This is a genomic window from Caulobacter sp. UNC279MFTsu5.1 (assembly GCF_900114015.1).
Classification (GTDB): Bacteria; Pseudomonadota; Alphaproteobacteria; order Caulobacterales; family Caulobacteraceae; genus Caulobacter.
Window position 1 is genome coordinate 87991 of record NZ_FORN01000007.1, and the last position, 20679, is coordinate 108669.

22 protein-coding genes are annotated in these 20679 nt (G+C 70.9%); 9 read left to right on the forward strand and 13 right to left on the reverse strand.

Translation table 11 applies throughout. The features are described 5' to 3' along the window. Positions 1-118: 118 nt before the first annotated feature. From BM066_RS06030 to BM066_RS06055, 6 genes are all read right to left on the reverse strand, one after another. Positions 119-487: a response regulator gene (locus BM066_RS06030; RefSeq protein WP_089925308.1), complete on the reverse strand. Its 369-nt coding sequence runs from the start codon at positions 485-487 to the stop codon at positions 119-121. A gap of 3 nt (positions 488-490) precedes the next feature. Next, complete coding sequence (locus BM066_RS06035) at positions 491-2107, reverse strand: sensor histidine kinase (RefSeq protein ID WP_255367494.1); 1617 nt, start codon at positions 2105-2107, stop codon at positions 491-493. 182 nt (positions 2108-2289) lie between these two features. Beyond that, positions 2290-3573: an HlyC/CorC family transporter gene (locus tag BM066_RS06040; protein ID WP_089925565.1), complete on the reverse strand. Its 1284-nt coding sequence runs from the start codon at positions 3571-3573 to the stop codon at positions 2290-2292. Between the two features lie 89 nt (positions 3574-3662). Beyond that, positions 3663-4661: a VOC family protein gene (locus BM066_RS06045; protein ID WP_089925313.1), complete on the reverse strand. Its 999-nt coding sequence runs from the start codon at positions 4659-4661 to the stop codon at positions 3663-3665. A 289-nt stretch (positions 4662-4950) separates the two neighbouring features. Next, positions 4951-6060, reverse strand: a complete 1110-nt coding sequence (gene aroB / locus BM066_RS06050) for a 3-dehydroquinate synthase (RefSeq protein ID WP_089925316.1) — start codon at positions 6058-6060, stop codon at positions 4951-4953. After that, on the reverse strand, positions 6057-6668 hold the full coding sequence (locus tag BM066_RS06055) for a shikimate kinase (protein ID WP_089925319.1): 612 nt from the start codon (positions 6666-6668) through the stop codon (positions 6057-6059). The genes aroB and BM066_RS06055 overlap by 4 nt, the downstream gene beginning before the upstream one ends. A gap of 122 nt (positions 6669-6790) precedes the next feature. Between BM066_RS06055 and BM066_RS06060 the strand changes: the two genes are divergently transcribed. Together BM066_RS06060 and BM066_RS06065 are read left to right on the forward strand one after the other, a co-directional pair. Then, the gene (locus BM066_RS06060) at positions 6791-8248 is read left to right on the forward strand and encodes a hypothetical protein (protein ID WP_089925323.1); all 1458 of its coding nucleotides are present in this window, start codon (positions 6791-6793) and stop codon (positions 8246-8248) included. Then, positions 8245-9165: a site-specific tyrosine recombinase XerD gene (locus BM066_RS06065; protein WP_089925326.1), complete on the forward strand. Its 921-nt coding sequence runs from the start codon at positions 8245-8247 to the stop codon at positions 9163-9165. Before BM066_RS06060 ends, BM066_RS06065 begins: the two co-directional genes overlap by 4 nt. Here BM066_RS06065 and BM066_RS06070 read toward each other — a convergent pair. Continuing rightward, entirely contained in the window at positions 9162-9953 is a 792-nt protein-coding gene (locus tag BM066_RS06070) for an NAD(P)H-dependent oxidoreductase (RefSeq protein ID WP_089925330.1), read from the reverse strand. The genes BM066_RS06065 and BM066_RS06070 overlap by 4 nt on opposite strands. Before the next feature lie 126 nt (positions 9954-10079). Here BM066_RS06070 and BM066_RS06075 point away from each other — a divergent pair, with 126 nt between their 5' ends. Next, on the forward strand, positions 10080-10976 hold the full coding sequence (locus BM066_RS06075; RefSeq protein ID WP_255367495.1) for a LysR family transcriptional regulator: 897 nt from the start codon (positions 10080-10082) through the stop codon (positions 10974-10976). 71 nt (positions 10977-11047) lie between these two features. Next, a complete protein-coding gene (locus BM066_RS06080) occupies positions 11048-11269 on the forward strand; it encodes an alkylphosphonate utilization protein (RefSeq protein WP_035071647.1) in 222 nt (73 codons plus the stop codon). A 284-nt stretch (positions 11270-11553) separates the two neighbouring features. Here the strand turns inward: BM066_RS06080 and BM066_RS06085 are convergent, their stop codons facing one another. Both BM066_RS06085 and BM066_RS06090 read right to left on the reverse strand, forming a co-directional pair. Further along, positions 11554-12039: a VOC family protein gene (locus tag BM066_RS06085; RefSeq protein ID WP_089925568.1), complete on the reverse strand. Its 486-nt coding sequence runs from the start codon at positions 12037-12039 to the stop codon at positions 11554-11556. A 103-nt stretch (positions 12040-12142) separates the two neighbouring features. Continuing rightward, complete coding sequence (locus BM066_RS06090) at positions 12143-12469, reverse strand: DUF1330 domain-containing protein (protein WP_089925336.1); 327 nt, start codon at positions 12467-12469, stop codon at positions 12143-12145. A 124-nt stretch (positions 12470-12593) separates the two neighbouring features. Between BM066_RS06090 and BM066_RS06095 the strand changes: the two genes are divergently transcribed. After that, positions 12594-13733: an aminotransferase class I/II-fold pyridoxal phosphate-dependent enzyme gene (locus BM066_RS06095; RefSeq protein WP_089925340.1), complete on the forward strand. Its 1140-nt coding sequence runs from the start codon at positions 12594-12596 to the stop codon at positions 13731-13733. Positions 13734-14001: 268 nt separating this feature from the next. On the opposite strand, the gene BM066_RS06100 is transcribed toward BM066_RS06095, so the two are convergent. Further along, on the reverse strand, positions 14002-14469 hold the full coding sequence (locus BM066_RS06100) for an Lrp/AsnC family transcriptional regulator (RefSeq protein WP_089925343.1): 468 nt from the start codon (positions 14467-14469) through the stop codon (positions 14002-14004). Between the two features lie 110 nt (positions 14470-14579). Here BM066_RS06100 and BM066_RS06105 point away from each other — a divergent pair, with 110 nt between their 5' ends. After that, entirely contained in the window at positions 14580-15179 is a 600-nt protein-coding gene (locus tag BM066_RS06105) for a glutathione S-transferase family protein (RefSeq protein ID WP_089925346.1), read from the forward strand. Between the two features lie 162 nt (positions 15180-15341). On the opposite strand, the gene BM066_RS06110 is transcribed toward BM066_RS06105, so the two are convergent. Further along, on the reverse strand, positions 15342-16226 hold the full coding sequence (locus BM066_RS06110; protein WP_089925350.1) for a LysR family transcriptional regulator: 885 nt from the start codon (positions 16224-16226) through the stop codon (positions 15342-15344). A 125-nt stretch (positions 16227-16351) separates the two neighbouring features. On the opposite strand from BM066_RS06110, the gene BM066_RS06115 reads away from it, so the two are divergent. The 3 genes from BM066_RS06115 to BM066_RS06125 all read left to right on the forward strand — a co-directional run bounded on the left by BM066_RS06115 (position 16352) and on the right by BM066_RS06125 (position 19750). Beyond that, the gene (locus BM066_RS06115; RefSeq protein ID WP_089925353.1) at positions 16352-17356 is read left to right on the forward strand and encodes an aldo/keto reductase; all 1005 of its coding nucleotides are present in this window, start codon (positions 16352-16354) and stop codon (positions 17354-17356) included. 48 nt (positions 17357-17404) lie between these two features. Further along, positions 17405-18439 (forward strand): mechanosensitive ion channel family protein, encoded by a 1035-nt coding sequence (locus tag BM066_RS06120; RefSeq protein WP_089925356.1) that lies wholly within the window; start codon positions 17405-17407, stop codon positions 18437-18439. Between the two features lie 261 nt (positions 18440-18700). Continuing rightward, positions 18701-19750 (forward strand): HpcH/HpaI aldolase/citrate lyase family protein, encoded by a 1050-nt coding sequence (locus BM066_RS06125; RefSeq protein WP_089925360.1) that lies wholly within the window; start codon positions 18701-18703, stop codon positions 19748-19750. A 3-nt stretch (positions 19751-19753) separates the two neighbouring features. Here BM066_RS06125 and BM066_RS06130 read toward each other — a convergent pair whose 3' ends face one another. Both BM066_RS06130 and BM066_RS06135 read right to left on the reverse strand, forming a co-directional pair. Then, positions 19754-20173 carry an OsmC family protein gene (locus BM066_RS06130; protein WP_089925363.1) on the reverse strand — a complete coding sequence of 140 codons (420 nt, stop codon included), beginning with the start codon at positions 20171-20173 and terminating at the stop codon, positions 19754-19756. Between the two features lie 141 nt (positions 20174-20314). Beyond that, positions 20315-20515: a hypothetical protein gene (locus tag BM066_RS06135; protein WP_089925366.1), complete on the reverse strand. Its 201-nt coding sequence runs from the start codon at positions 20513-20515 to the stop codon at positions 20315-20317. Positions 20516-20679: the final 164 nt, after the last annotated feature.

The window sequence follows — 20679 nt, forward strand, 5'->3', positions numbered from 1 at the left end:
TTCCGACGATACGGGCCAAGGCCGTCTTCCGGACACGGGACAAAAAGAAGAGCGGCGGGACGTGTCCCGCCGCTCTTTTTTATCGAGCCCTGTTTCGAGCCGCGGCGATGCGGCGGCTTCAGGCCAGTTGCGCGGCCAGGCCTTCCAGCACCTTGCGCAGGTCGGCTTCGCGGAACGGCTTCTGCAGCACGGTCGCGCCCTTATGGCCTTCCGACAGGCCCGCCTCGCCATAGCCGCTGGCGAAGGCGAACGGCACGCCGCGTTCCTTCAGGGCGTCGGCGACCGGGAAGATCGGGCGTCCGCCCAGATTGACGTCCAGCAGCGCGGCGTCGATGTCGGCGCCGCCGGCCAGGCGCAGGGCCTCTTCCAGCTCGGCGGCGGGACCGACGACGACGCAGCCGAGATCGCTGAGCATGTCCTCCACCAGCATGGAGACCAGCGCCTCGTCTTCGACCACCAGGACCTTAAGGGCGGCGAGGGTCTTCATTGTTCAAGGCTCCAGGGCACGGATCGGCAACTTCATGGTGCAGGCGAGGCCAAGGCTATCATAGGCCAGTGCGACTTGTGCGGACAGTTCTCCCGCCAGGCCCTTTTCCAGCAGGCGCGCGCCGAACCCGTGGCGGCGGGGCGGGACCACCGGCGGGCCGCCGTGTTCGGTCCAGGTCAGGCGCAGGCGCGGGGCGTCGGCCGCGTCGGGCTCCGGCCCCCAGGCCACCCGCACCGCGCCGCCCGGGACCGACAGCGCGCCGTACTTCAGGGCGTTGGTCGCCAGTTCGTGGATGGCCATGCCCAGGGCCACCGTCGCCTTGGGGCTCAGCTGGACGTCGCGGGCGTAGTCGAAGGCGATGCGGTCGCGGGCGGCGAAGGCCTCCAGCTCGAAATCGAAGATCTCGCGCAGGCTGGCGCCTTCCCAGTTTTGCTGGGTCAGCAGGTCGTGGGTGTGCGACAGGGCCATGATCCGGCCCTCGAAGGCGTCGCGGAAGGCCGCCGGGGTGTCGGTGGTGCGCAGGGTCTGGCTGGCGATCGACTGCACCGAGACCAGGGTGTTCTTCACCCGGTGGTTCAGCTCGTTGACCAGCAGCTTCTGGCGCTCTTCCGCCCGCTTGCGCGCGGTGACGTCCAGCGACACGCCGGCCATCCGCCGGGCCCCGCCATGATCGCCGGTCTGGGCGGCGCGGCCCCGGGCGTGCACCCAGCGGATCTCGCCGCCCGGCGTGCGCACGCGGTACTCGATGTCGTAGTCGGCCCCGTGGCGGATGGCGGCCTCGATGGCGGCGATCATCCGCGGGCGGTCGTCTGGATCCACGGAGGCGACCAGGTCGTCGAACCCGAAGTCGTCGTCGGGTCCGCGGCCGTAATTGGCCTTGCAGATGTCCGAGGCCAGATAGGCGCGGGTCTCCACGTCCAGCTCCCACGCGCCCAGGCGGCCGGCCTCCAGGGCGAACTTCAGGCGCTCCTCGGCGTCGCGGCGCTGGGCCAGCTCCGCGTGAGCGGCGTCGTGGGTCCGCACGGACTCGATCGCGACCGCCGCCTGGGCGGCCAGGCCGACCATCAGGCTCTCTGCGTGCGGGCCGAAGCGCGCCGGCTGGGGATGGCCGAAGAACAGGCCGCCCAGCACCGAGCCCTGGCGGGTGATCACCGGCACGGCCAGGTAGCTGCGGACCGGCAGATGGCCCTCGGGCATGCCGCGGTAAGGCGCGTTGCGGCCGTAGCGCGGGTCGCGGGTGATGTCGTCCGATCGCACCACGCCCGCGCCCTGGAAGGTGGGCGCGAAGACGGCGGTGCTGCGCGGCATAGGAAAGGCTTCGAAGGCCGAGCGCGGCGCGCCCGACAGGCTGTAGAGCATGAAGCTTTCGCCGGCCTCGCCGGCGACCTTGTAGAAGAACGCGCCGAACTGGGCCCCGGTCAGCTCGACTCCGCCGTCGACCACGGTCTGGACCAGAGTCTCGGCGTCGTGGCCGGCCCCGATGGCCTCGGCGATGCGGTTGAGGGCGCGCGACCGGCGCACCTCCTCGGCCAGAGCCGCCTCGGCGGCGGCGAGGCGCGCGACAAGGTCGTCGGCCTCGTCTTCCTCGGCGCGGCTGGTCGCCTTGGCCAAGCTGCTCACCCCCACTCGCCCCGGTCGCTCGTTTTTCCGAGCGCGGTCACAAACGCGTCGCCATGGTGATGGTTCCCCGCGCCGGCATACTGCGCCGGGTCGAGGCCGTCCTCAACCGATCGTCGCGCCAAATCGGCGTGCAAAGCGCGGTAAATCAGGCGGTTGCGTCGGCTGCCCGACGCAAGGCGCGGTCAGCGGGCGCTCTCGTCCAGCCGTCCGCTGATCCGCAGGCCGGTCACCTGGTTGCGCTGGCGGCGCAGCACCTGGAAGCGGTGGTGGTGGAAGATGAAGATCTGTCCGGGCTCGGGGATGGTTTGGGCCTCGTGGATCACCAGGCCGGCGATGGTCACCGCCTCGCCTTCAGGCAGCCGCCAGTCCATCGCCCGGTTGAGGTCGCGGACCGTGACGTGGCCGTCGACATGCACCGAGCCGTCGGCCTGGGGTCGCAGGCCCTCGACCTTGGTGTCGTGCTCGTCCTCGATCTCGCCGACGATCTCCTCGAGGATGTCCTCCAGGGTCACCAGGCCCTGCAGCGCGCCGTATTCGTCGACCACCAGGGCGAAGTGGCTGCGCCGCTTGAGGAAGGCGTTCAGCTGGTCCTTGAGGTTGGTGGTGTCGGGGATGAACCACGGCTCGCGCTGGATGGCGGCCACGTCGATGTCGTCGATCGCGCCGTTGGCGGCGGCCAGGGCGCGCAGCAGGTCGCGGGCGTGCAGCACGCCGACGATGTTGTCGGGGTTCTCTCGATAGAGCGGGATGCGGGTGTGCTGGGCCTCCAGCGCCTCGGCCACCAGCTCGCGGATCGGCAGGTCGGCGTCGATCAGGGTGATCGACTTGCGGTGGACCATGATCTCCGAGACGTCCATGTCCGACAGGTCCAGCACCCCGCCCAGCATCCGCCGGTCGCCGCTTTCGACCCCGCCTTCGGAGTGATGGTATTCGACCGCGCCGCGGATCTCCTCGTGGGCGGCCAGCACGTCGACCGCCATGTCCAGCTTGACCCCGAACAGCCGCAGCGTGCGCCGCACCACCCATTGGATGGCGTAGATGATCGGGCCGAACAATCGCACCACCAGCAGGGTCGGCCCCGACAGGAAGCGGGCCACGTCGTCGGACTTCAGGATCGCCAGGGTCTTGGGCAGCACCTCGGCGAACACCAGGACCAGCACGGTCATCGCCCCGGTCGCCGCCGCCACGCCCCAAGGGCCGGGGATGGCGGCGGTCAGCACCTGGGTGGTCAGGGCCGAGGCCAGGATGTTGATCAGGTTGTTGCCCAGCAGCACCGCCCCGATCATCGTCTCCTGGTCGGCCAGCAGGGTGTTGACCCGCTTGGCCGGCCGGTCGCCCTCGCGCTCCAGCTGGTGCATGCGGGCCCGGGAGGCGGCGGTCAGCGAGGTCTCGGCGGCCGAAAACAGCGCCGAGACGGCCAACAGGCCGATGATGATCGGCGCGAGGCCGAGGATGGCGGTCAGGATCATGGATCCTTCTTACGCCACGTCCAGGCGATGCGGGAGGTCGGACGCCGCGAAGCTTGCGGCTTGCCGGGATCGGGGCGCCGAGGACCCTAACCCTTCGCGCCGCCGCACGGCCCCGCGGCCGAGGCCGCGTGGAATTCGATCAGCAGGCCCAGGTCCGCGCGGGTCGGGGCCAGGAATGATTGGCCCGACAGGCCGGCATAGGCGGGGAGGCTCTGCTCGTAGCCGCGCTCGACCCGCCGCCTGGCCGTGTCCAGGTCGGCGACGCCCAGGCTGACGCCCAGCACCTGCGGGCCGCCCTCGCGCAAGGCGTCGGCCGCGATCCCCGGGCCGTCCGGCTCCAGCGCCAGCAGGGCGTTCGGGCCGACCGCCACGCAATAGCCCTTGGCCGCGACCTGCGGGACCTTGACGGGGACTGCGCCGGCCAGGCCCAGGGTCTCCAGCCGCGCCCGGTCGGCGGCGGCGTCGCCCGACAGCAGCCAGAAGGCCGACAGCTCGCGCGCCCCGTTGGGATGCTGGCGGGCGACCTTGTCGTCGGCGACGCTGGCCGGATCGGACCTCGGCGCGGCGTAGTCGATCAGGAAGACGTTGCTGGACAGCACCGGGCGCTCGAAGGCGAACAGCCGCCAGCGCGGGGGCTTGCCCGGTCCCTGGCCGTCGGGGTCATTGGCTCCGGCGGTGAAGATCGGGGTTACCGGCAGGCCTTTGGCCTTCAGTCCGGCCTGGGCCTGGTCGAGCGCCGCAGAATGCAGGCCGAACGAGCGCGATCCCGCCCCGCCGTGCAGCGAGGCCTGGTCGGCCTGCATGCCGGGGTCCAGCTCCGCATCTGGGCGGGTGATGCCCAGCAGCTCGACATAGCCCTGGTCGGCCAAGCGCACATAGCGGTTGGCGACGCCGCCGGGGTTGCGCCCGGGCCGCACCTGGAAGCCCAGCTTGACCGCCAGGACCGCCGAGACTTGGTCGATGTCGCGGCCCCACAGCAGCGCATGGTCCAGCCTGTCGGCGGGGGCGGGCGTCGCGGCCTGGGCTGCGGGCGGGCCGAGGCCCAACGACAGGGCGAGGGCGGCGAGGGCGAGGAGAGGGCGCAAGGCGAAACGGCTCCGTGGCGCTTGGCGGACGGGGCAGGCTGGCATGGGGCCATGGGCGGGTCCATGACCTCGGAGGTCAGTGAATTCGGAGGGAGCGGGTCGAGCGAGGGAATTGCCATCACCCCTCGTCGTCATCCCGGAAAGCGCGCAGCGCTTGTCCGGGATCCAGGACGGCCGCAAAGCCTTCGCCTAGTCCTCTGGGTCCCGGACAGCCTCTGCGAGGCTTCCGGGATGACAGCCGGTTGGGCGCCGATGTCTTTGGATATCGCCGCTCGGTGGAGCGTGGCCGCTAAACCGCCCCTTCCTCCACCAGGAACGCCCGCAGTTCGTCGCGGTCCACGTCCTTGGCCACGAAGGCGTCGCCGATGGCGCGCACCAGGACGAAGGTCAGCAGGCCGCCCTCGGCCTTCTTGTCCTGGGCGCTGTGGGCGATCAGGGCGTCGGCGCTGAACGGCTCGGGGCGGATGTCGGACAGCCGGGTCGGCAGGCCGGCGGCCTTGATCGCCGCCTCGGCGCGGACGGCGTCCTGGCTGGAGCACAGGCCCTGGCGGGCCGAGAAGCGGAAGGCCTGGGCCATGCCCAGGCCCACGGCCTCGCCGTGCTTGAGCGTGTCGCCGAAGCCCATCTCGCCCTCGACCGCGTGGCCGAAGGTGTGGCCCAGGTTCAGCAGGGCCCGGCGTCCGACCTCCTTCTCGTCCTCGGCGACGATCTCGGCCTTCATCTCCACCGAACGGCCGACGGCGCGGACCAGGGCCGAGGTGTCGCGCTCCAGCACGGCGTGGACGTTGGCTTCCAGCCACTCGAAGAAGACGAAGTCGCCCAGCAGGCCGTACTTGATGATCTCGGCATAGCCGCAGGCCAGCTCGCGGGCCGGCAGGGTGGCCAGGATGTCGAGGTCGGCCAGCACCAGGCGCGGCTGGTGGAAGGCGCCGATCAGGTTCTTGCCGCGCGGCGTGTCGATGGCGGTTTTTCCGCCGACGGACGAATCCACCTGGGCCAGCAGGGTGGTCGGGATCTGGATGAAGTCGATGCCGCGCTTGTAGATCGCCGCCGCGAAGCCGGTCAGGTCGCCGACCACCCCGCCGCCGAACGCCACGACCATGTCGCCGCGCTCCAGGTTCAGGGCCAGCAGCTTGTCCGACAGCTCGGCCAGGCCCTCGAAGCTCTTGGTCTCCTCGCCGGGGGGGACCAGGATCACGTCCGTGGCGACGCCGGCGTGCTCCAGCGCGTTGGCCAGCCGCTCGCCATGATGCTCGCCGACATTGGTGTCGGTGACGATCGCCACCCGCTTGCGCTTGAGCAGGGGGGCGATGTGCTCGCCCGCGCGGTCGATCAGCCCCGTGCCGACGACCACGTCATAGGCGCGCGCGCCCAGGCCCACGGGGATGGTGGTGATCACTTGAGCTCGCTTTCGGATGGGGTCAGGTAGGATTTCAGGGCCTGGATCACGGCCTCGACCGCCACGCCATGGGCGGTGTCGCCGGTCTCGACCGTCAGATGGGCCTCGCCATAGGCGGGGTAGCGGAGGCTGGCGTGCTCGCGCAGCACGTCCATCGGGTCGCGGCCCTTCAGCAGCGGCCGGCCCTCCTTGCGGCCGACGCGGCGGGCCAGCAGCTCCAGGTCGGCCTTCAGCCAGACGGCGACGGCCTTGGACTTGATCAGGGCGCGGGTCTCGGCGTTGACGAAGGCCCCGCCGCCGGTGGCCAGCACGTGCGGCGGTTCGTCCAGCAGGCGGGCGATCACCCGCCGTTCGCCGTCGCGGAAGGCCGGCTCGCCCATCTCGGCGAAGATCTCGGGGATCGAGCGTCCGGCGGCGGCCTCGACCTCGTTGTCGGCGTCGCGGAACGGCAGGTCCAGGGCCGCGGCCAGGCGGCGGCCGACGCTGGACTTGCCCACGCCCATCAGCCCGACCAGGACGATGGTCTTGCCACGCAGGGCGGCCTTCGGGTCGGGACCCTGGAGGTCTTGACCCTGGTCGGGGCGGGAAGGGGCGGGGTCGTCGGTCATGGGCCTGCTGGCGGTTTACACGAGGGCGGGGCGTCCCGCCAAGGTTTGGACCAAAGCCGCGTCCAGGGTGGCCCCGAGGGCGAAAAGTTTCGCCAACCCCTGTCCTGCGGCATAGTTGAACCATGGCTCCTTCAAAGCGACTCACGATCTGCTCGGCCCTCGTCCTGGCGGCGCTGGTTTCGGCGGCTCCCGCCTGGACCCCCGCCTGGGCTCAGGTGCAGGTCCAGTCCCTGGCCGCGCCGGACCTGTTCTCGCCGCCGGCGGCCCAGACGGGCCTGTCGGGCGACCTGTGGAAGGACGCCGCGCCGGGCGTGGTCAAGGAAGCCCTGCCCAAGCTGGCGGCCAAGCCGTTGTCGCCGGCCGCGGCCGGTCTGGCGCGGCGGGTGCTGGCCACCGGCGCCAACGCCCCGGCCGGGATCGGCGACGATCCGGAGCTGGGCGCCGCCCGGGCCATGGCCCTGATCGCCCTGGGCGAGGCCAAGGGCGCCGACGCCGTGCTGGACCGCGTCCCCGGCGTGGCGGCCAGCGCCCCGCTGTCGCTGGCGGCGGCCGAGGCGGCCCTGATCACCGGCGCCGACGACAAGGCCTGCAGGATCGGCGAGGCGCTGAGCGTCGACCGCGGCGCGCCCTACTGGCTGCGGCTGCGGGCTTTCTGCCAGGCGATCGGCGGCCAGCGCGACGCGGCCCAGCTGACCTTCACCCTGGCCGCCCAGCAGACCAAGGACGCCGACTACGCCCGGCTGATGAACGCCCTGTTGTCCGGCGCGCCCGCCGGGGCGGCCAGCCTGAAGAACGGGATCGACTACGCCCTGTCGCGCAAGCTGGGGTTGGACGTGTCGTCGGCCGCCGCGGTCGCCACCGCCTCGCCGGCGCTGAAGGCGGCGATCAAGCCGGCCGACGCGGCCCCGCCCGCCGACCTGACCGCCGCTCAGGCCTCGGCCGTCGCGGCGTTGCGCGGGGCCAAGGGCCTCCCCGCCTTCACCGAGGCCGCCAAGGCCGCCCTGCCGGTCGTGGCCGCCCTGGCCCGGGCCGACGCGCCGCTGCAGGATCCCGTGCTGCTGGCCCGCGCCGCCCTGGCGGCCGGCGATCCCGCCACGGCCGGGGCCCTCCGGGGCAAGCTGACCAGCGACGTCCTGCCCGCTGGGGCCACGACCACAGACCTGGCCCTGCTGGACGCGGCCCTGGCCGCCGCCGAGGGCAAGAAGGACGGCCAGGTCCTCGACGGCCTGATCGAGCGCGGCGTCCAGGGGGGGAGCAAGTCGCCCGCCCAGCCGGCCGCCCTGCTGCTGGCCGCGCTCGGCGGCGTCGTGAGCCCTGAGGCCCGCGCGCCGTTCGCCACCTTCGATCCCGGCAAGTCCGCCGCCCCGGCCGGACGGCTGACCGTGCTGGACGACGCGGCCGCCGCCGGCCGCCAGGGCGAGGCGGCCCTGCTGGCCTTGTCGATCGCCGCCGACGCGGGCCCGGCGGGTCCCGGTCCGGTCGACCGCGCCCGGCTGGCCCGCGCCCTGCTGAAGGCCGGGCTGGAGGCCGACGCCCGCGCCTTCGTCGTGGAGGGGCTGCTGGCGCTGCAGGTGAAATGAGCGGCTCAGCCAAGACCCCCGGCTGGATCGACGCCTTCCTCGAGATGATGGCCGTCGAGCGCGCCGCCGCTCGCAACACCCTGACCGCCTACGCCAAGGACCTGGCCGACGCGCGGCTGTTCCTGGCCTCGCGCGGCGACCTGGACGGGGCCTCGGCCGAGGCCGTCGAGGCCTATTTCGCCGACCTGGGCGCGCGCGGCCTGTCGCCGGCCACCGCCGCCCGCCGTCGCTCGGCCCTGCGCCAGTTCTACCGCTTCGTGCTGGGCGAGGGCTGGCGCGACGACGACCCCTCGCGCCGGGTCGCGGCCCCCAAGGCCGGCCGGCCTCTGCCCAAGGTGCTGTCGCGCGACGCCGTCCTGCGGCTGATCGCGGCCGCCGCCGCCAAGGACGGCGCCCAGGGCCTGCGCCTGGCCTGCATGATCGAGCTGCTCTACGCCTCGGGCCTGCGGATCTCCGAACTGCTGAACCTGCCGCTGGCGGCCCTGGCCCGCGACCCGGCCTTCCTGATGGTCAAGGGCAAGGGCGGCAAGGAGCGGCTGGCCCCGCTGAACGACGCGGCCCGCACGGCGGTGAAGGCCTATTTGGAGGCAAGGCCGCAATTCCTGCCAAAGGGCGTCAAGGACAGCCCCTGGCTGTTCCCGTCGCGCGGCAAGGGCGGTCGGCTGACCGCCCGGCGGGTCTCCCAACTGCTCGAGGACGCCGCGATCGCCGCCGGCATCGATCGCGCGACGGTCAGCCCCCACGTCCTGCGCCACGCCTTCGCCACCCACCTGCTGGAGGGCGGCGCCGACCTGCGCGTCATCCAGACGCTGCTGGGCCACGCCGACATCGCCACGACCCAGATCTATACCCACGTGGCGGGGGATCACCTGGCGGAGGTGGTGAAGACCAAGCACCCGCTGGCGAGGAAGACTTAGCCGATCGCCCCAGCCGCGTGCAGCGCGAAGCCGGTCGCGCCGGGGGGCTCCAGGCCCGGCTTGAGCGTCATGCTCGGGATCAGGTAGTCGCCGCCGTTCTGTCGCCGATAGGGGATGGGGCGGGTGGTCGCCAGCGTCCGCATCCGTTCGCGCAGACGCTCGGCGACGGGTTCGAAACCGGCCGCGTCGAGGCGGTCGACCCTGTAGGCCACGAACGGCGGCAGCACGTCGTAGCCGGGATAGTAGAGAATCCCGTGGTTGATCGGGAACAGCAGGTCGTCGATCGGGCCATTCACTCCGCGGGCGGAATAGTGCTCCTCCCAGCCGCCGGCGGTGACGATCAACATGGCCCGTTTCCCCGCCAGGGTTCCCTCGCCGTAGCGGTCGCCCCACCGCGTGTCGCTGTGCTCGCCGACGCCATAGGCGAAACCGTAGGCGTAGACCCGGTCGACCCAGCCCTTGAGGATCGCCGGCATGGTGAACCACCAGAGGGGGAACTGGAGGATCAGGGCGTCGGCCCACAGCAGCTTCTCCTGCTCGGCCCTGACGTCCGCGGTCAGGCTGGCGGCGGCGAAGGCCTCGCTGGAGGCCGCGGCGGGCTTGAAGCGCGCGTCCGGCGCCAGGACGGGGAAGTCGGCGCGGTCGACTTGCGACTTCCAGCCGTCGGCATAGAGGTCGGTCACCCGAACCTCGTGGCCTTGGGCCTTCAGTTCCTGGACGGCGACGTCGCGGAGCGCGCCGTTCAGCGAGCGGGGTTCGGGGTGGGCGAAGACGAGCAGGACTTTCATGGGGTCGACGATCCTAGGGGTGGAAATCGACCCTCCAGGTAGGCGGCGTCGCCATGGTCCGGTATATGTTGGGAATGCATAAGATCATGCCGAAAAATGGATAGGTCGGATGTTACGCTGGAGCGCATGCGCACCTTCGTCCGGGTGGCCGAGCGGGGAAGCCTGACCGCCGTCGCGCGGGAACTGGGTGTCGGCCAGTCGACGGTCACGCGACATCTGCGGGAGCTGGAGGAGGCGGTCGACGCGCCCCTGCTCAGCAGGACCACCCGGCGGGTCGCCATGACCGACGAAGGCGCGCGCTACTACGCCGACTGCGTCCAGATCCTGCGGCTGGTCGAGCAAGCCGGGGAAGAGGCGCGCGGCGCGCGCGGCGCGCCGGCCGGCACGATCCGGATCTCGTGCACGGCCGCTTTCGGGGTGTTGCACGTCAGCCGACTGATCTTCGCGTTCCAGGACCTCTATCCCGACATCGGAATCGACCTTGGCCTCACCGACGAGCGCGTCGACCTGGTGCGGGAGGGCGTCGACGTCGCGCTGCGCCTGGGGCCGCTTACCGATAGTTCCATGAAACTGCGGGCCCTGGGCCAGTCTCGGCGCCTGCTGGCGGCCTCGCCGGACTACCTGGCGGCGCGGGGCCGGCCGGCCGTCCCGGAGGACCTGTCCGGCCACGAGGGCGTCCGGATGTCGAACGTGGCGGGCAGCCAGACGCTCGTCCTGCGAGGACCGGACGGCGAACACCATGCGACTCCGTTCGAAGGCCGTCTGCGGATCGACCACGGGCTGGCCGCGCGCGAGGCCCTTGTCGCCGGACGCGGCGTGGCGCCCGCCCATCGGTGGCTGGTCGACGACCTGCTGGCGGCGGGGCGGCTGGAGGCGGTTCTGCCGGACTATGCGCCGCCGTCCGTCCCGCTGAACATGCTGATCGTCCCCGAACGCGCGGGCGTCGCCCGGGTCCGGCTGCTGGTCGACTTCCTCGCCGCGCGGATCGGCGAAATCCCGGGGATCGAGAAGACACGGTCTTAGCGTTAGCCGGCCAGATTTTGATTTGGCCGCGCGCCCTGCTAAGCACCGCCACCTTTCAGGAGAAGAACGACATGTCCGACGAAACCCGCGACAGCAACGGCGCCATCCTGGCCGACGGCGACAACGTCACCCTGATCAAGGATCTCAAGGTCAAGGGTTCGGGCGGCGTGACGCTGAAGCGCGGGACCCTGGTCAAGAACATCCGCCTGACCGGCGACACCGACGAGATCGAGGCCAATGTCGAGAAGGTGCGCGGCCTGGTGCTGCGGACCGAGTTCGTGAAGAAGGCCTAGGCGGCGGAAAGCCCCCTCAGTCGCTTCGCGACAGCTCCCCCAGCGGGGGAGCATCTGCTCGGCGTTGATCCTCCCCCGCTGGGCGGGGGGTCTCGCATACGACCAGATACGGCTGTCATCCCGGACGAAGCGCGCAGCGCGAAGATCCGGGACCGACGCGTAAACTCGGCGCTTGAGGCGATCCCGGATCGGCGCCCGGCTTTCGCCGGGCTTGTCCGGGATGACAGCCCTATTCGCATCCCATCCCTATGCAGGTTGTCCTGCCCACAGGGACCTCGCGGCGCCTACGCCCCCTCGAACGCCGCCTTCAGCTTGGGCATGTCCAGCTTGACCATCTGCATCATGGCCGCGAACATCCGGCCGACGGCGGCCTTGTCGGGGCTGGAATAGAGGTCCAGCAGTTCCTGCGGCACGATCTGCCAGGACAGGCCGTACTTGTCCTTCAGCCAGCCGCACTGGCTTTCCCGGCCGCCGTCGGCGGTCAGGGCGTTCCAGTAGCGGTCGACCTCGGCCTGGTCGGCGCAGTGGACCACGAACGACACCGCCTCGGTGAACGGAAAGATCGGACCGCCGTTCAGGGCGGTGTAGGCCTGGCCGTCCAGTTCGAAGCCGACGGTCATCACCGTCCCGGGCGGCCCGGCCGGCGGCTGGGCGTCGCTGGGATAGCGCGCGATGCTGGTGACTTTCGAATTGGGAAACAGAGAGACATAGAAGTTCGCGGCCTCTTCGGCCTGGGTGTCGAACCACAGGAACGGGGTGATCTTCTGCACGGGGCTATCCTCCAGGGGGCCGCTGATCGGCCGGTTCAAGGCCAGGACGATCAAAACGCGCACATCCCGACATCGGCCCCCGTTTTTCGACGAAGGGCCGCTCTCAGGCTGCGGCCAGCAGGTCCGCGCCCTTGTGGTTGGCGCCGCAGCCGGCGACCAGGATGACGTCGCCCTGCGAATGGTCGGTGCGCAGGGCGAGGATGGCCTGGTAGGCGGGCGAGGCGTACCAGGCGCGGGCCGCCGCCAGGTCCGGAAAGGCGATGACCACGATGTCGCCGGGCCACTGGCCCTCCATCACCTCGGCCTGGACCCCGTGGACGATGAACCGGCCGTCGTAGGGTTCGAGCGTGGCGTCGATGCGCTGCAGATATTCGATGATGGCGGGGCCGAAATCGACACTGCGCAGATGGGCGACGGCGTAGGCGGGCATGGCGAGCTCCTCGTTGTTGACGAGGCAGGGTCGCGCGCCGAGTGCGCCGAAGCGATAACCTCCGAGGTTATGCGAAAGAACAGCGCCGTTGCCGCTTCCGTCGCCGCGCACTAGTTACCCTCGCATGTCCGCCTCCGAGATCGAACCCTTCCACGCCATCGCCATCAGCCGCCTGGCCCACCAGATGAAGGCCGAGGGGAAGTCGATCATCCACATGGAGTTCGGCCAGCCATCGACCGGCGCCCCGGCGGCGGCCATAGCGACGGCGCATCACGTGCTGGACACCGACGGCATGGGCTATTGGGAAAGCCCGCGGCTGAAGGCGGCGATCGCCCGGCGCTACGCCGAACTGGACGGGGTCGAGGTCGATCCCGAGCGGATCATCCTGACCTGCGGCGCCTCGCCGGCCCTGGTGCTGGCCCTGGCCTCGAACTTCCGGCCCGGCGACCGCGTCGCCCTGGCGCGGCCCGGCTACGTGGCCTATCGCAACACGCTGAAGGCCCTGAACCTGGTCCCGGTCGAGATCGCCTGTGGGGCCGAAAGCCGCTTCCAGCTGACCGCCGCCCACCTGGCCGCGTTGGACCCGGCCCCGGCCGGCGTGATCATCGCCAGCCCGGCCAACCCCACCGGCACGATCATCCCCGCCGCCGAGCTGGAAGCCATCGCCGGCGTCTGCCGCGAACGCGGGATCCGCGTCGTCTCCGACGAGATCTATCACGGCCTCAGCTATGGCGAGCCGGCCCGTTCGATGCTGGCCTTCGAACCCGAGGCCCTGATCGTCAACAGCTTCTCCAAATATTTCAGCATGGCCGCCTGGCGGCTGGGCTGGGTGGTCGCGCCCGCCGACCAGGTTGGTCGCGCCCGGGCCTTCATGGGCAACCTGTTCCTGACCCCGCCGTCGCTTAGCCAGCACGCCGGCCTGGTCGCCATGGACTGCCTGGACGAGCTGGAGGGCCACGTCGCCGTCTACCGCGCCAACCGCGCCCTGCTGCTGGACGCCCTGCCGGCCCTGGGCCTGGCCTCGATCGCCCCGCCCGACGGGGCCTTCTACATCTATGCCGACATCGGCCACCTGACCGACGACAGCCTGGCCTTCTGCGAGGCCCTGCTGCGCGACACCGGCGTGGCGACGGCGCCCGGCGTCGACTTCGACCCAGTCGACGGCCGGCGGTTCATCCGCTTCAGCTTCGCGGTCTCGACGCCCGAGGTCGAGGAGGCCCTGCGGCGGATCACGCCGTGGTTCGCGGCGAGGGCCGCGGCTTAGGGTCAATACTCAATTGGGTGGTGAAATTATCTGAAAAATATCAGTTGGTTATAACTAGTTGTCATCCCGGAAGCCTCGCAGAGGCTGTCCGGGATCCAGGGGGCTGGGCTGATGCGGTGCGGTTCACCTGGATCCCGGCTCTACGCTTCGCTTCGGCCGGGATGACAACCGTGGGGACAATTGAGTCCAGACCCTAGAGCGGATCGATATCCAAGGCGGTGCGCGGTCCTTGTCCTTCGACCCCCCGGAGCGGAAAGGCCGCTCCGATCTAGCGACCGGCCGCCAGCAGCGCCTTGCCGATCGGCCGGGGCGGCTGGCTCTGCAGCACCACCGAGGTGGTCACCGGGCCGAAGCGGCCGATGGCGTCGACGATCGTCGCCAGGTCGCCGGCCGAGGGGACGACGGCCTTGAGCACGAAGCAGTCGTCGCCGGTCACCCGGTGGACCTCGACCACATAGGGCAGGCGGTCGAACGCCTCCAGGCAGGCGCGCATGTGCTCGTGGGTGGTCTTCAGGCGGATGATGGCGGTCAGGGCCAGGCCCAGGGCCAGCGGATCGATCCGCGCGCCATAGCCGATGATGATCCCGCGCTCCTCCAGCCGCTTGACCCGTTCCGACATCGACGGCTGGGACAGGCCGACCCGTCGTCCCAGCTCCGAAAGGGAGATGCGGCCATCGGCCTGGAGGGCCTCGAGGATGGCGATATCCTTGGCGTCCAGGCCATCTGGGATCGGCATGTGCGGTTTCCACCTTGAATTCATCGGAACTATCGTGCTTTGGCCGATGAATGGCCATGCCCTTTCGCCGACGCATGCCTCATCCTGTGCGAGCAACCAGGGAGCGTGCGATGCGACTGATCGGAATGCTGGATTCGCCCTATGTGCGGCGCGTGGCGGTGACGCTGCGGCTGCTGGACCTGCCGTTCACGCACGAGCCGGTGTCGGTGTTCCGCCACTACGACGCCTTCGCGGCGATCAATCCGATCGTGCGGGCCCCGACCCTGGTCACCGACGACGGCGTGGTGCTGATGGAGTCCGGCCTGATCGTCGAGCACCTGGAGCGCCTGGCCGGGCGGCGCCTGAGCCCCGACGGCCTGGCCGACCACGCCCGCGCCCAGCGGATCCTCGGCCTGGCCCTGGCCGCCTGCGAAAAGACCGTCCAGCTGGTCTACGAGTTCAACCAGCGGCCCGAGGAGAAATATCACGCGCCCTGGATCGAGCGGGTGCGCGGCCAGGTCGGCGCGGCCTGGGGCCTGCTGGAGGCCGAGCTGGCCGCGCCGCCGGCCTGGCTGGAGGGCTCGCAGGCCTGGGCGACCGGCGCGGTGGCCTGGACCTTCGCCGCCCGGACCCTGCCGGAGTCGGTCGAGGCGGCCGCCTGTCCGAACCTGGTCGCCCTGACCGCGCGGGCCGAGGCGACGCCAGCCTTCATGGCCGCGCCGTTCGATTAGGTTCTGGGCGATCGAAGGCCAGCTTGCTGGCGGGGCGTCGACGGCGAATTTCGCCCTCTAACCGACGGCGGACATGTCCACCGTCGGCGCCGCCATTCCGGGGGGGCGGGAATGACGGGCAATGGCGTAGAGGGGCGGAGCAGGCGCGGACGCCGCTGCGTCCTAAGACCGCATCCAGTCGATGAACGCCCGCAGGGCCGGCGAGAGCTGGCGGCGGCTGGGATAGTAGAGGAAGAAGCCGGGAAACGGCTCGCACCAGTCGTCGAGCAGCGAGACCAGCCGGCCGGCGGCGATATCGTCGGCCACCTGGTCGCGGAACAGGAAGGCCAGGCCCGCGCCGTCCAGGCAGGCGCGGCGGAGGACCTCGTTCTCGTCGCTGACCAGCACGCCGGCCGGGTTGACCACCACCTCGCGCCCCTGGCGCTCGAACTCCCAGGGCCAGGGCTGGCCGCCGGCCCGGCGGAACAGCAGGCAGCGGTGCAGGAGCACGTCCTCGGGCCGGGCCGGTGCGCCGTGAGCCTCGACGTAGGACGGGGCGCAGACCAGGGCCTGGCTCAACTCGCGGCCTAGCGGGGCGGCGATCATGTCGGCCTGCAGGCTCTCGCCCAGCCGCACGCCGCAGTCGAAGCCGCCGGCCACGATGTCGGAGAGGCCGTCGTCGCAGGCGATCTCGACCCGCACGTCCGGATGGGCGTTCAGGAAGCCGCCGAGGCGTGGGCCCACCAGCCAGCGGGCCGCCGAGCGGGCGATGTTGATCCGCAGCCGCCCCGATGGGCGGTCGCGGAACGCCGCCACCTCGGACAGGGCCGCGTCGATGTCGGCCAGGGCCGGGGCCAGGCGGGCCAGCAGCCGCTCGCCGGCCTCGGTCGGCGCGACGCTGCGAGTCGTGCGGTGCAGCAGCCGCACGTCCAGCCGGGCTTCCAGATTGCGCAGGGTGTGGCTCAGCGCCGAGGCCGAGACGCCCAGCACCTGGGCGGCGGCGCGGAAGCTGCGATGCTGGGCCACTAGGGCGAAGACGGCGAGGTCGGGCAGGGGGCGCTGGTCCATTGCTGAGAAATTCTCAGCAGTTCACTGAGACTTCAAGCGCTTATCGTCGGGCGGTCCGGCGCCCATCTTCCCACCGTCGGACGGCGAGGCCTTCCGATGCGACATCCGAACATCAGGAGCTCACCATGAAGACGCGCAAACTCGGCGACGGGCTGGAAGTCTCGGCCATCGGACTCGGCTGCATGGGGATGGGCCAGATCTACGGCACGGCGCTGGACAAGGCCGACGCCTTCAAGCTGCTGGCCCGCGCGGTCGAGCTGGGCGTGACCTTCTTCGACACCGCCGAGGTCTACGGCCCCTACACCAACGAGGTTCTGGTCGGCGAGGGCCTGAAGCCCTTCCGCGACAAGCTGGTGATCGCCACCAAGTTCGGCTTCGACATCGCGCCGGAAGGGTCGGGCGAGGGCTTTGCCCGCATGCGCGGCACCGACAGCCGGCCCGAGCACATCCGCGCCGTGGCCGAGGCGTCGCTGAAGCGCCTGGGCGTCGAGGTGATCGATCTGTTCTACCAGCACCGCGTCGATCCCAACGTGCCGATCGAGGACGTGGCCGGGACGGTCAGGGACCTGATCGCCGAGGGCAAGGTCAAGCACTTCGGCCTGTCGGAAGCCGGTCCCGAGACCATCCGCAAGGCTCATGCGGTGCAGCCGGTGGCGGCTCTGCAGAGCGAGTATTCGCTGTGGTTCCGCGACCTGGAGCAAACGACTCTGCCGGTCCTGAGCGAGCTGGGCGTCGGCCTGGTGCCCTACAGCCCGCTGGGCCGGGGCTTCCTGACCGGGGCGATCAAGACCGACGCGTCCCTGGCCGACAACGACTTCCGCCGGGGCCTGCCGCGCTTCCAGGGCGAGGCCATGGCCAAGAACCTGTCCCTGGTCGAGGCCCTGACGGCGATCGCCGCCGAGAAGGGGATCACCCCGGCCCAGCTGGCCCTGGCCTGGATCCTGGCCCAGGGCGAGCACATCGCCCCGATCCCCGGCACCACCAAGATCAGCCGCCTGGAGGAGAACCTCGGCGCCGTGGACGTGGCCCTGTCGGCCGACGACCTGGCCCGGATCGCCGCGGCGGCGCCCGAGACGGCCGTCGAGGGCGCGCGCTACAGCGCGGCCGGGCTGGCGATGGTGGGGCGGTAATCTAGCGGGGGTTGCCCGCCACGCCCGGGCGCCCCCACACTCGCCGCCATGGTCGACAACCCGCTGCACCGCCTCGACGCCCTCGAACTGGTCAAGATGGGCAAGAGCACCATTACCCTCGGGGGGCTGGGCGCGGCGATCGTGATCGTGGCGGCGGCCATGCTGGCGGCCCGCCTGGCCGCCGCCGGCTTGCGCCGCCTGCGGGCCCGCGCGGTCGACAGCGCCTCGTCGCTGTACATCGTCGAGAAGCTGGCGACCTACGGCCTGGTGGTGATCGGCTTCCTGGCCGCCCTGTCGACCATGGGCATCGACCTGACCTCGCTGGCGGTGTTCGCCGGGGCCCTGGGCGTCGGCGTCGGCCTGGGCCTGCAGGGGGTGATCAAGGACTTCGCCTCGGGCATCTCGCTGGTGTTCGAGCGACTGGTGGCGGTCGGCGACTTCGTCGAGCTGTCCAACGGCGCCCGGGGCGTGGTTCACGAGATCGGGCCGCGCGCCACCCGCATCCGCACCAACGACAGCACCGACATCATCGTCCCCAATTCGGTGCTGGTGAACGACCAGGTCGTCAACTGGACCCTGCATCATTCCAACCGGCGCATCCGCGTGCCGTTCGTCACGGCGTTTGGGGCCGACAAGGAGGCGGTGCGGGCCGCAGTGCTGAAGGCCGCCCATTCGGTGCCGTTCACCTCGCCGGACGACGCCATGCGCAAGACCCAGGTCTGGCTGGTCGGCTACGGCGACTCGGCGCTGAAGTTCGAGCTGGTCGTCTGGCCGACCATTGATTCCGTGCGCCGACCGGCGGCGATCTTCGCGGCCTATACCTGGGCCATCGACGACGCCCTGCGCGGGGCCGGGATCGAGATCCCCTATCCGCAGCGCGACCTGCGGCTGCGCGGCGTGCTGGGCGAGGAGGGCGACGACGCCCGCGCGGCCCTGCGCCTGGAGCCCCGCGCCAGCCGCCGCGCCAAGGCCAAGGCCGCCGCCCCGTCCAGCAACGACGCGGCCGAGGACCTGACGCGCGAGGATCCCGAGGAGCCGCCGCTGCCGGTCCAGGGGCCGCCGAAGCCGGACGGCAGGAGCTGAGACCAGGTCGCCCGCCGAAAACCCTTTGTCATCCCGGAAGCCTGGCAGAGGCTGTCCGGGGCCGAGGGGACTGGGCGGAAGCGGTGCGGTTCCCCTGGATCCCGGCGCTACGCTCCGCTTCGGCCGGGATGACGCCGTGGTGACCCTTGGCGCGGCCTTGTGGCCGCCGCAGGCTTCCCCGCGCGTCAGTCTTGACCCTGTTCCCGCGCCGCCGCAGTCTTCTCGCAACTGCGAAATAAGAAACGACGCCGGGAGCCCGCCATGAAGACCCCCCGAGGCTTTTTCAGACCCCTGGCCATCGGCGCGCCGACGCCCTGGCGGGAGCCGCCGGCCCGGGTCGAGCGCATGATCCACTTCGTGCCGCCGCACCTGGACAAGGTGCGCGCCAAGGTCCCCGAGATCGCCCCGACCGTCGACGTGATCCTGGCCAATCTGGAGGACGCCATCCCCGCCGACGCCAAGGGCGCGGCCCTGGCCGGGACGGTGGCGATGTCGCGCGAGGTCGATTTCAGGGCCCTGGACGTGGGCCTGTGGGTGCGGATCAACGGCCTCAACTCGCCCTGGCACCTGGACGAGGTGGCGACCCTGGTCGAGAAGTCCGGCGACCGGATCGACGTGCTCATGGTCCCCAAGGTCGAGGGGCCGTGGGACATCTTCTACATGGACCAGCTGCTGGCCTCGCTGGAGGCCAAGCATGGGGTCACCCGGCCGATCCTGCTGCACGCCATCCTCGAAACCGCCGAGGGGGTGATGAACGTCGAGCAGATCGCCGGGGCCAGCCCGCGCATGCAGGGGATCTCGCTGGGTCCGGCCGACCTGGCCGCCAGCCGCGCCATGAAGACCACCCGGGTGGGCGGCGGCCATCCCGGCTATCGGGTGATCGAGGACCCGCGGGCCGACGGGAGCGTCCGCGTCTCGGTGCAGCAGGACCTGTGGCACTATACCTTGGCCAAGATGGTCGACGCCTGCGCCGCCCACGGGATCAAGCCGTTCTACGGCCCGTTCGGGGCCATCGACGACCCGGTCGCCTGCGAGCAGCAGTTCCGCAACGCCTTCCTGATGGGCTGCGCCGGGGCCTGGAGCCTACATCCCAGCCAGATCGAGATCGCCAAGCGGGTGTTCTCGCCGGCCCCCGACGAGGTGGCCTTCGCCCGCCGCATCCTGGAGGCCATGCCCGACGGCACGGGCGTGGCCATGTTGGACGGCAAGATGCAGGACGACGCGACCTGGAAACAGGCCAAGGTCATGGTCGATTGCGCCAAGCAGATCGCGACCAAGGATGCGGCGTATGCGGGGCTTTATGGGTTCTAGGGGTCACCCCGCCAACGTCGTCACCACCCGCGACCCCGCCACCAGCATCTTGTGCACTGGGCAGGCCTCGGCGATCTCCATCAGCCGGGCGCGCTGGGCCTCGTCCAGGTCGCCGCCCAGGGTGATTGTCCGCTCGAACAGGTCAGCCGGCGCGGCGGCCGGCTCGCGCCGCCAGCTCACTTCGACATGCACCGCGCCCACGGCCCACCCCTTGCGCCGGGCATAGAGCCGCAGGGTCTGGGTGGTGCAGGCCGCCAGGCCGGCGGCGACCAGGTCGTGGGGATTGGGGCCGATGTCCAGCCCGCCGTCGACGGGACCCAGGTCGGCCGCGAAGCGGATGGGGCCGGCGGCGACCAGGATCTGCACGCCGCCGTGGCCGCTGTCGTCGGCGGTGGCGGAAGGGCGGGCGGGGACGGCGATCATGGGGCGGACTCCGGCAAGCGTCCCGCTTGCTACCGTGAAGTGGAGCCTTCTTGCACGGATTTATCGCGTCTTTTCGTTGTCATCCCGGACAAGGCCCGCGGTGCCGCAGATCCGGGATGACCGTGTAGGGAGAAGGGGAGGTTAGGCCGCCGCCCGCTGGGTCGAGGTCACGGCGAACAGCTGGGTCGCGCCGCGCCACACCTCGACGGTGTCGCAGCCGCGATGGACGCCGACCAGTTCCTCGGCGCGCCGGCGCGCGGTCTGGTCATCCGGGAAGGCGGTGACGTCAAAGCGCGGCACCGAACCATCCGGCTCGACACAGAAGAAGGTGAACACCTGCATGGGAACATCCGTTCGCATCAGGCGGGACCGGGTCCATATTCGATGGGCGGGGCCGCAGGCGTCGGCTTTGGTTCTAAGCCGACCAGACAACATATAGGCGAGAACCCCGCGGTTAACCAGCAAACATCGGTTTTCAGACGAGACTCTCCTGGGGACGAATCCCC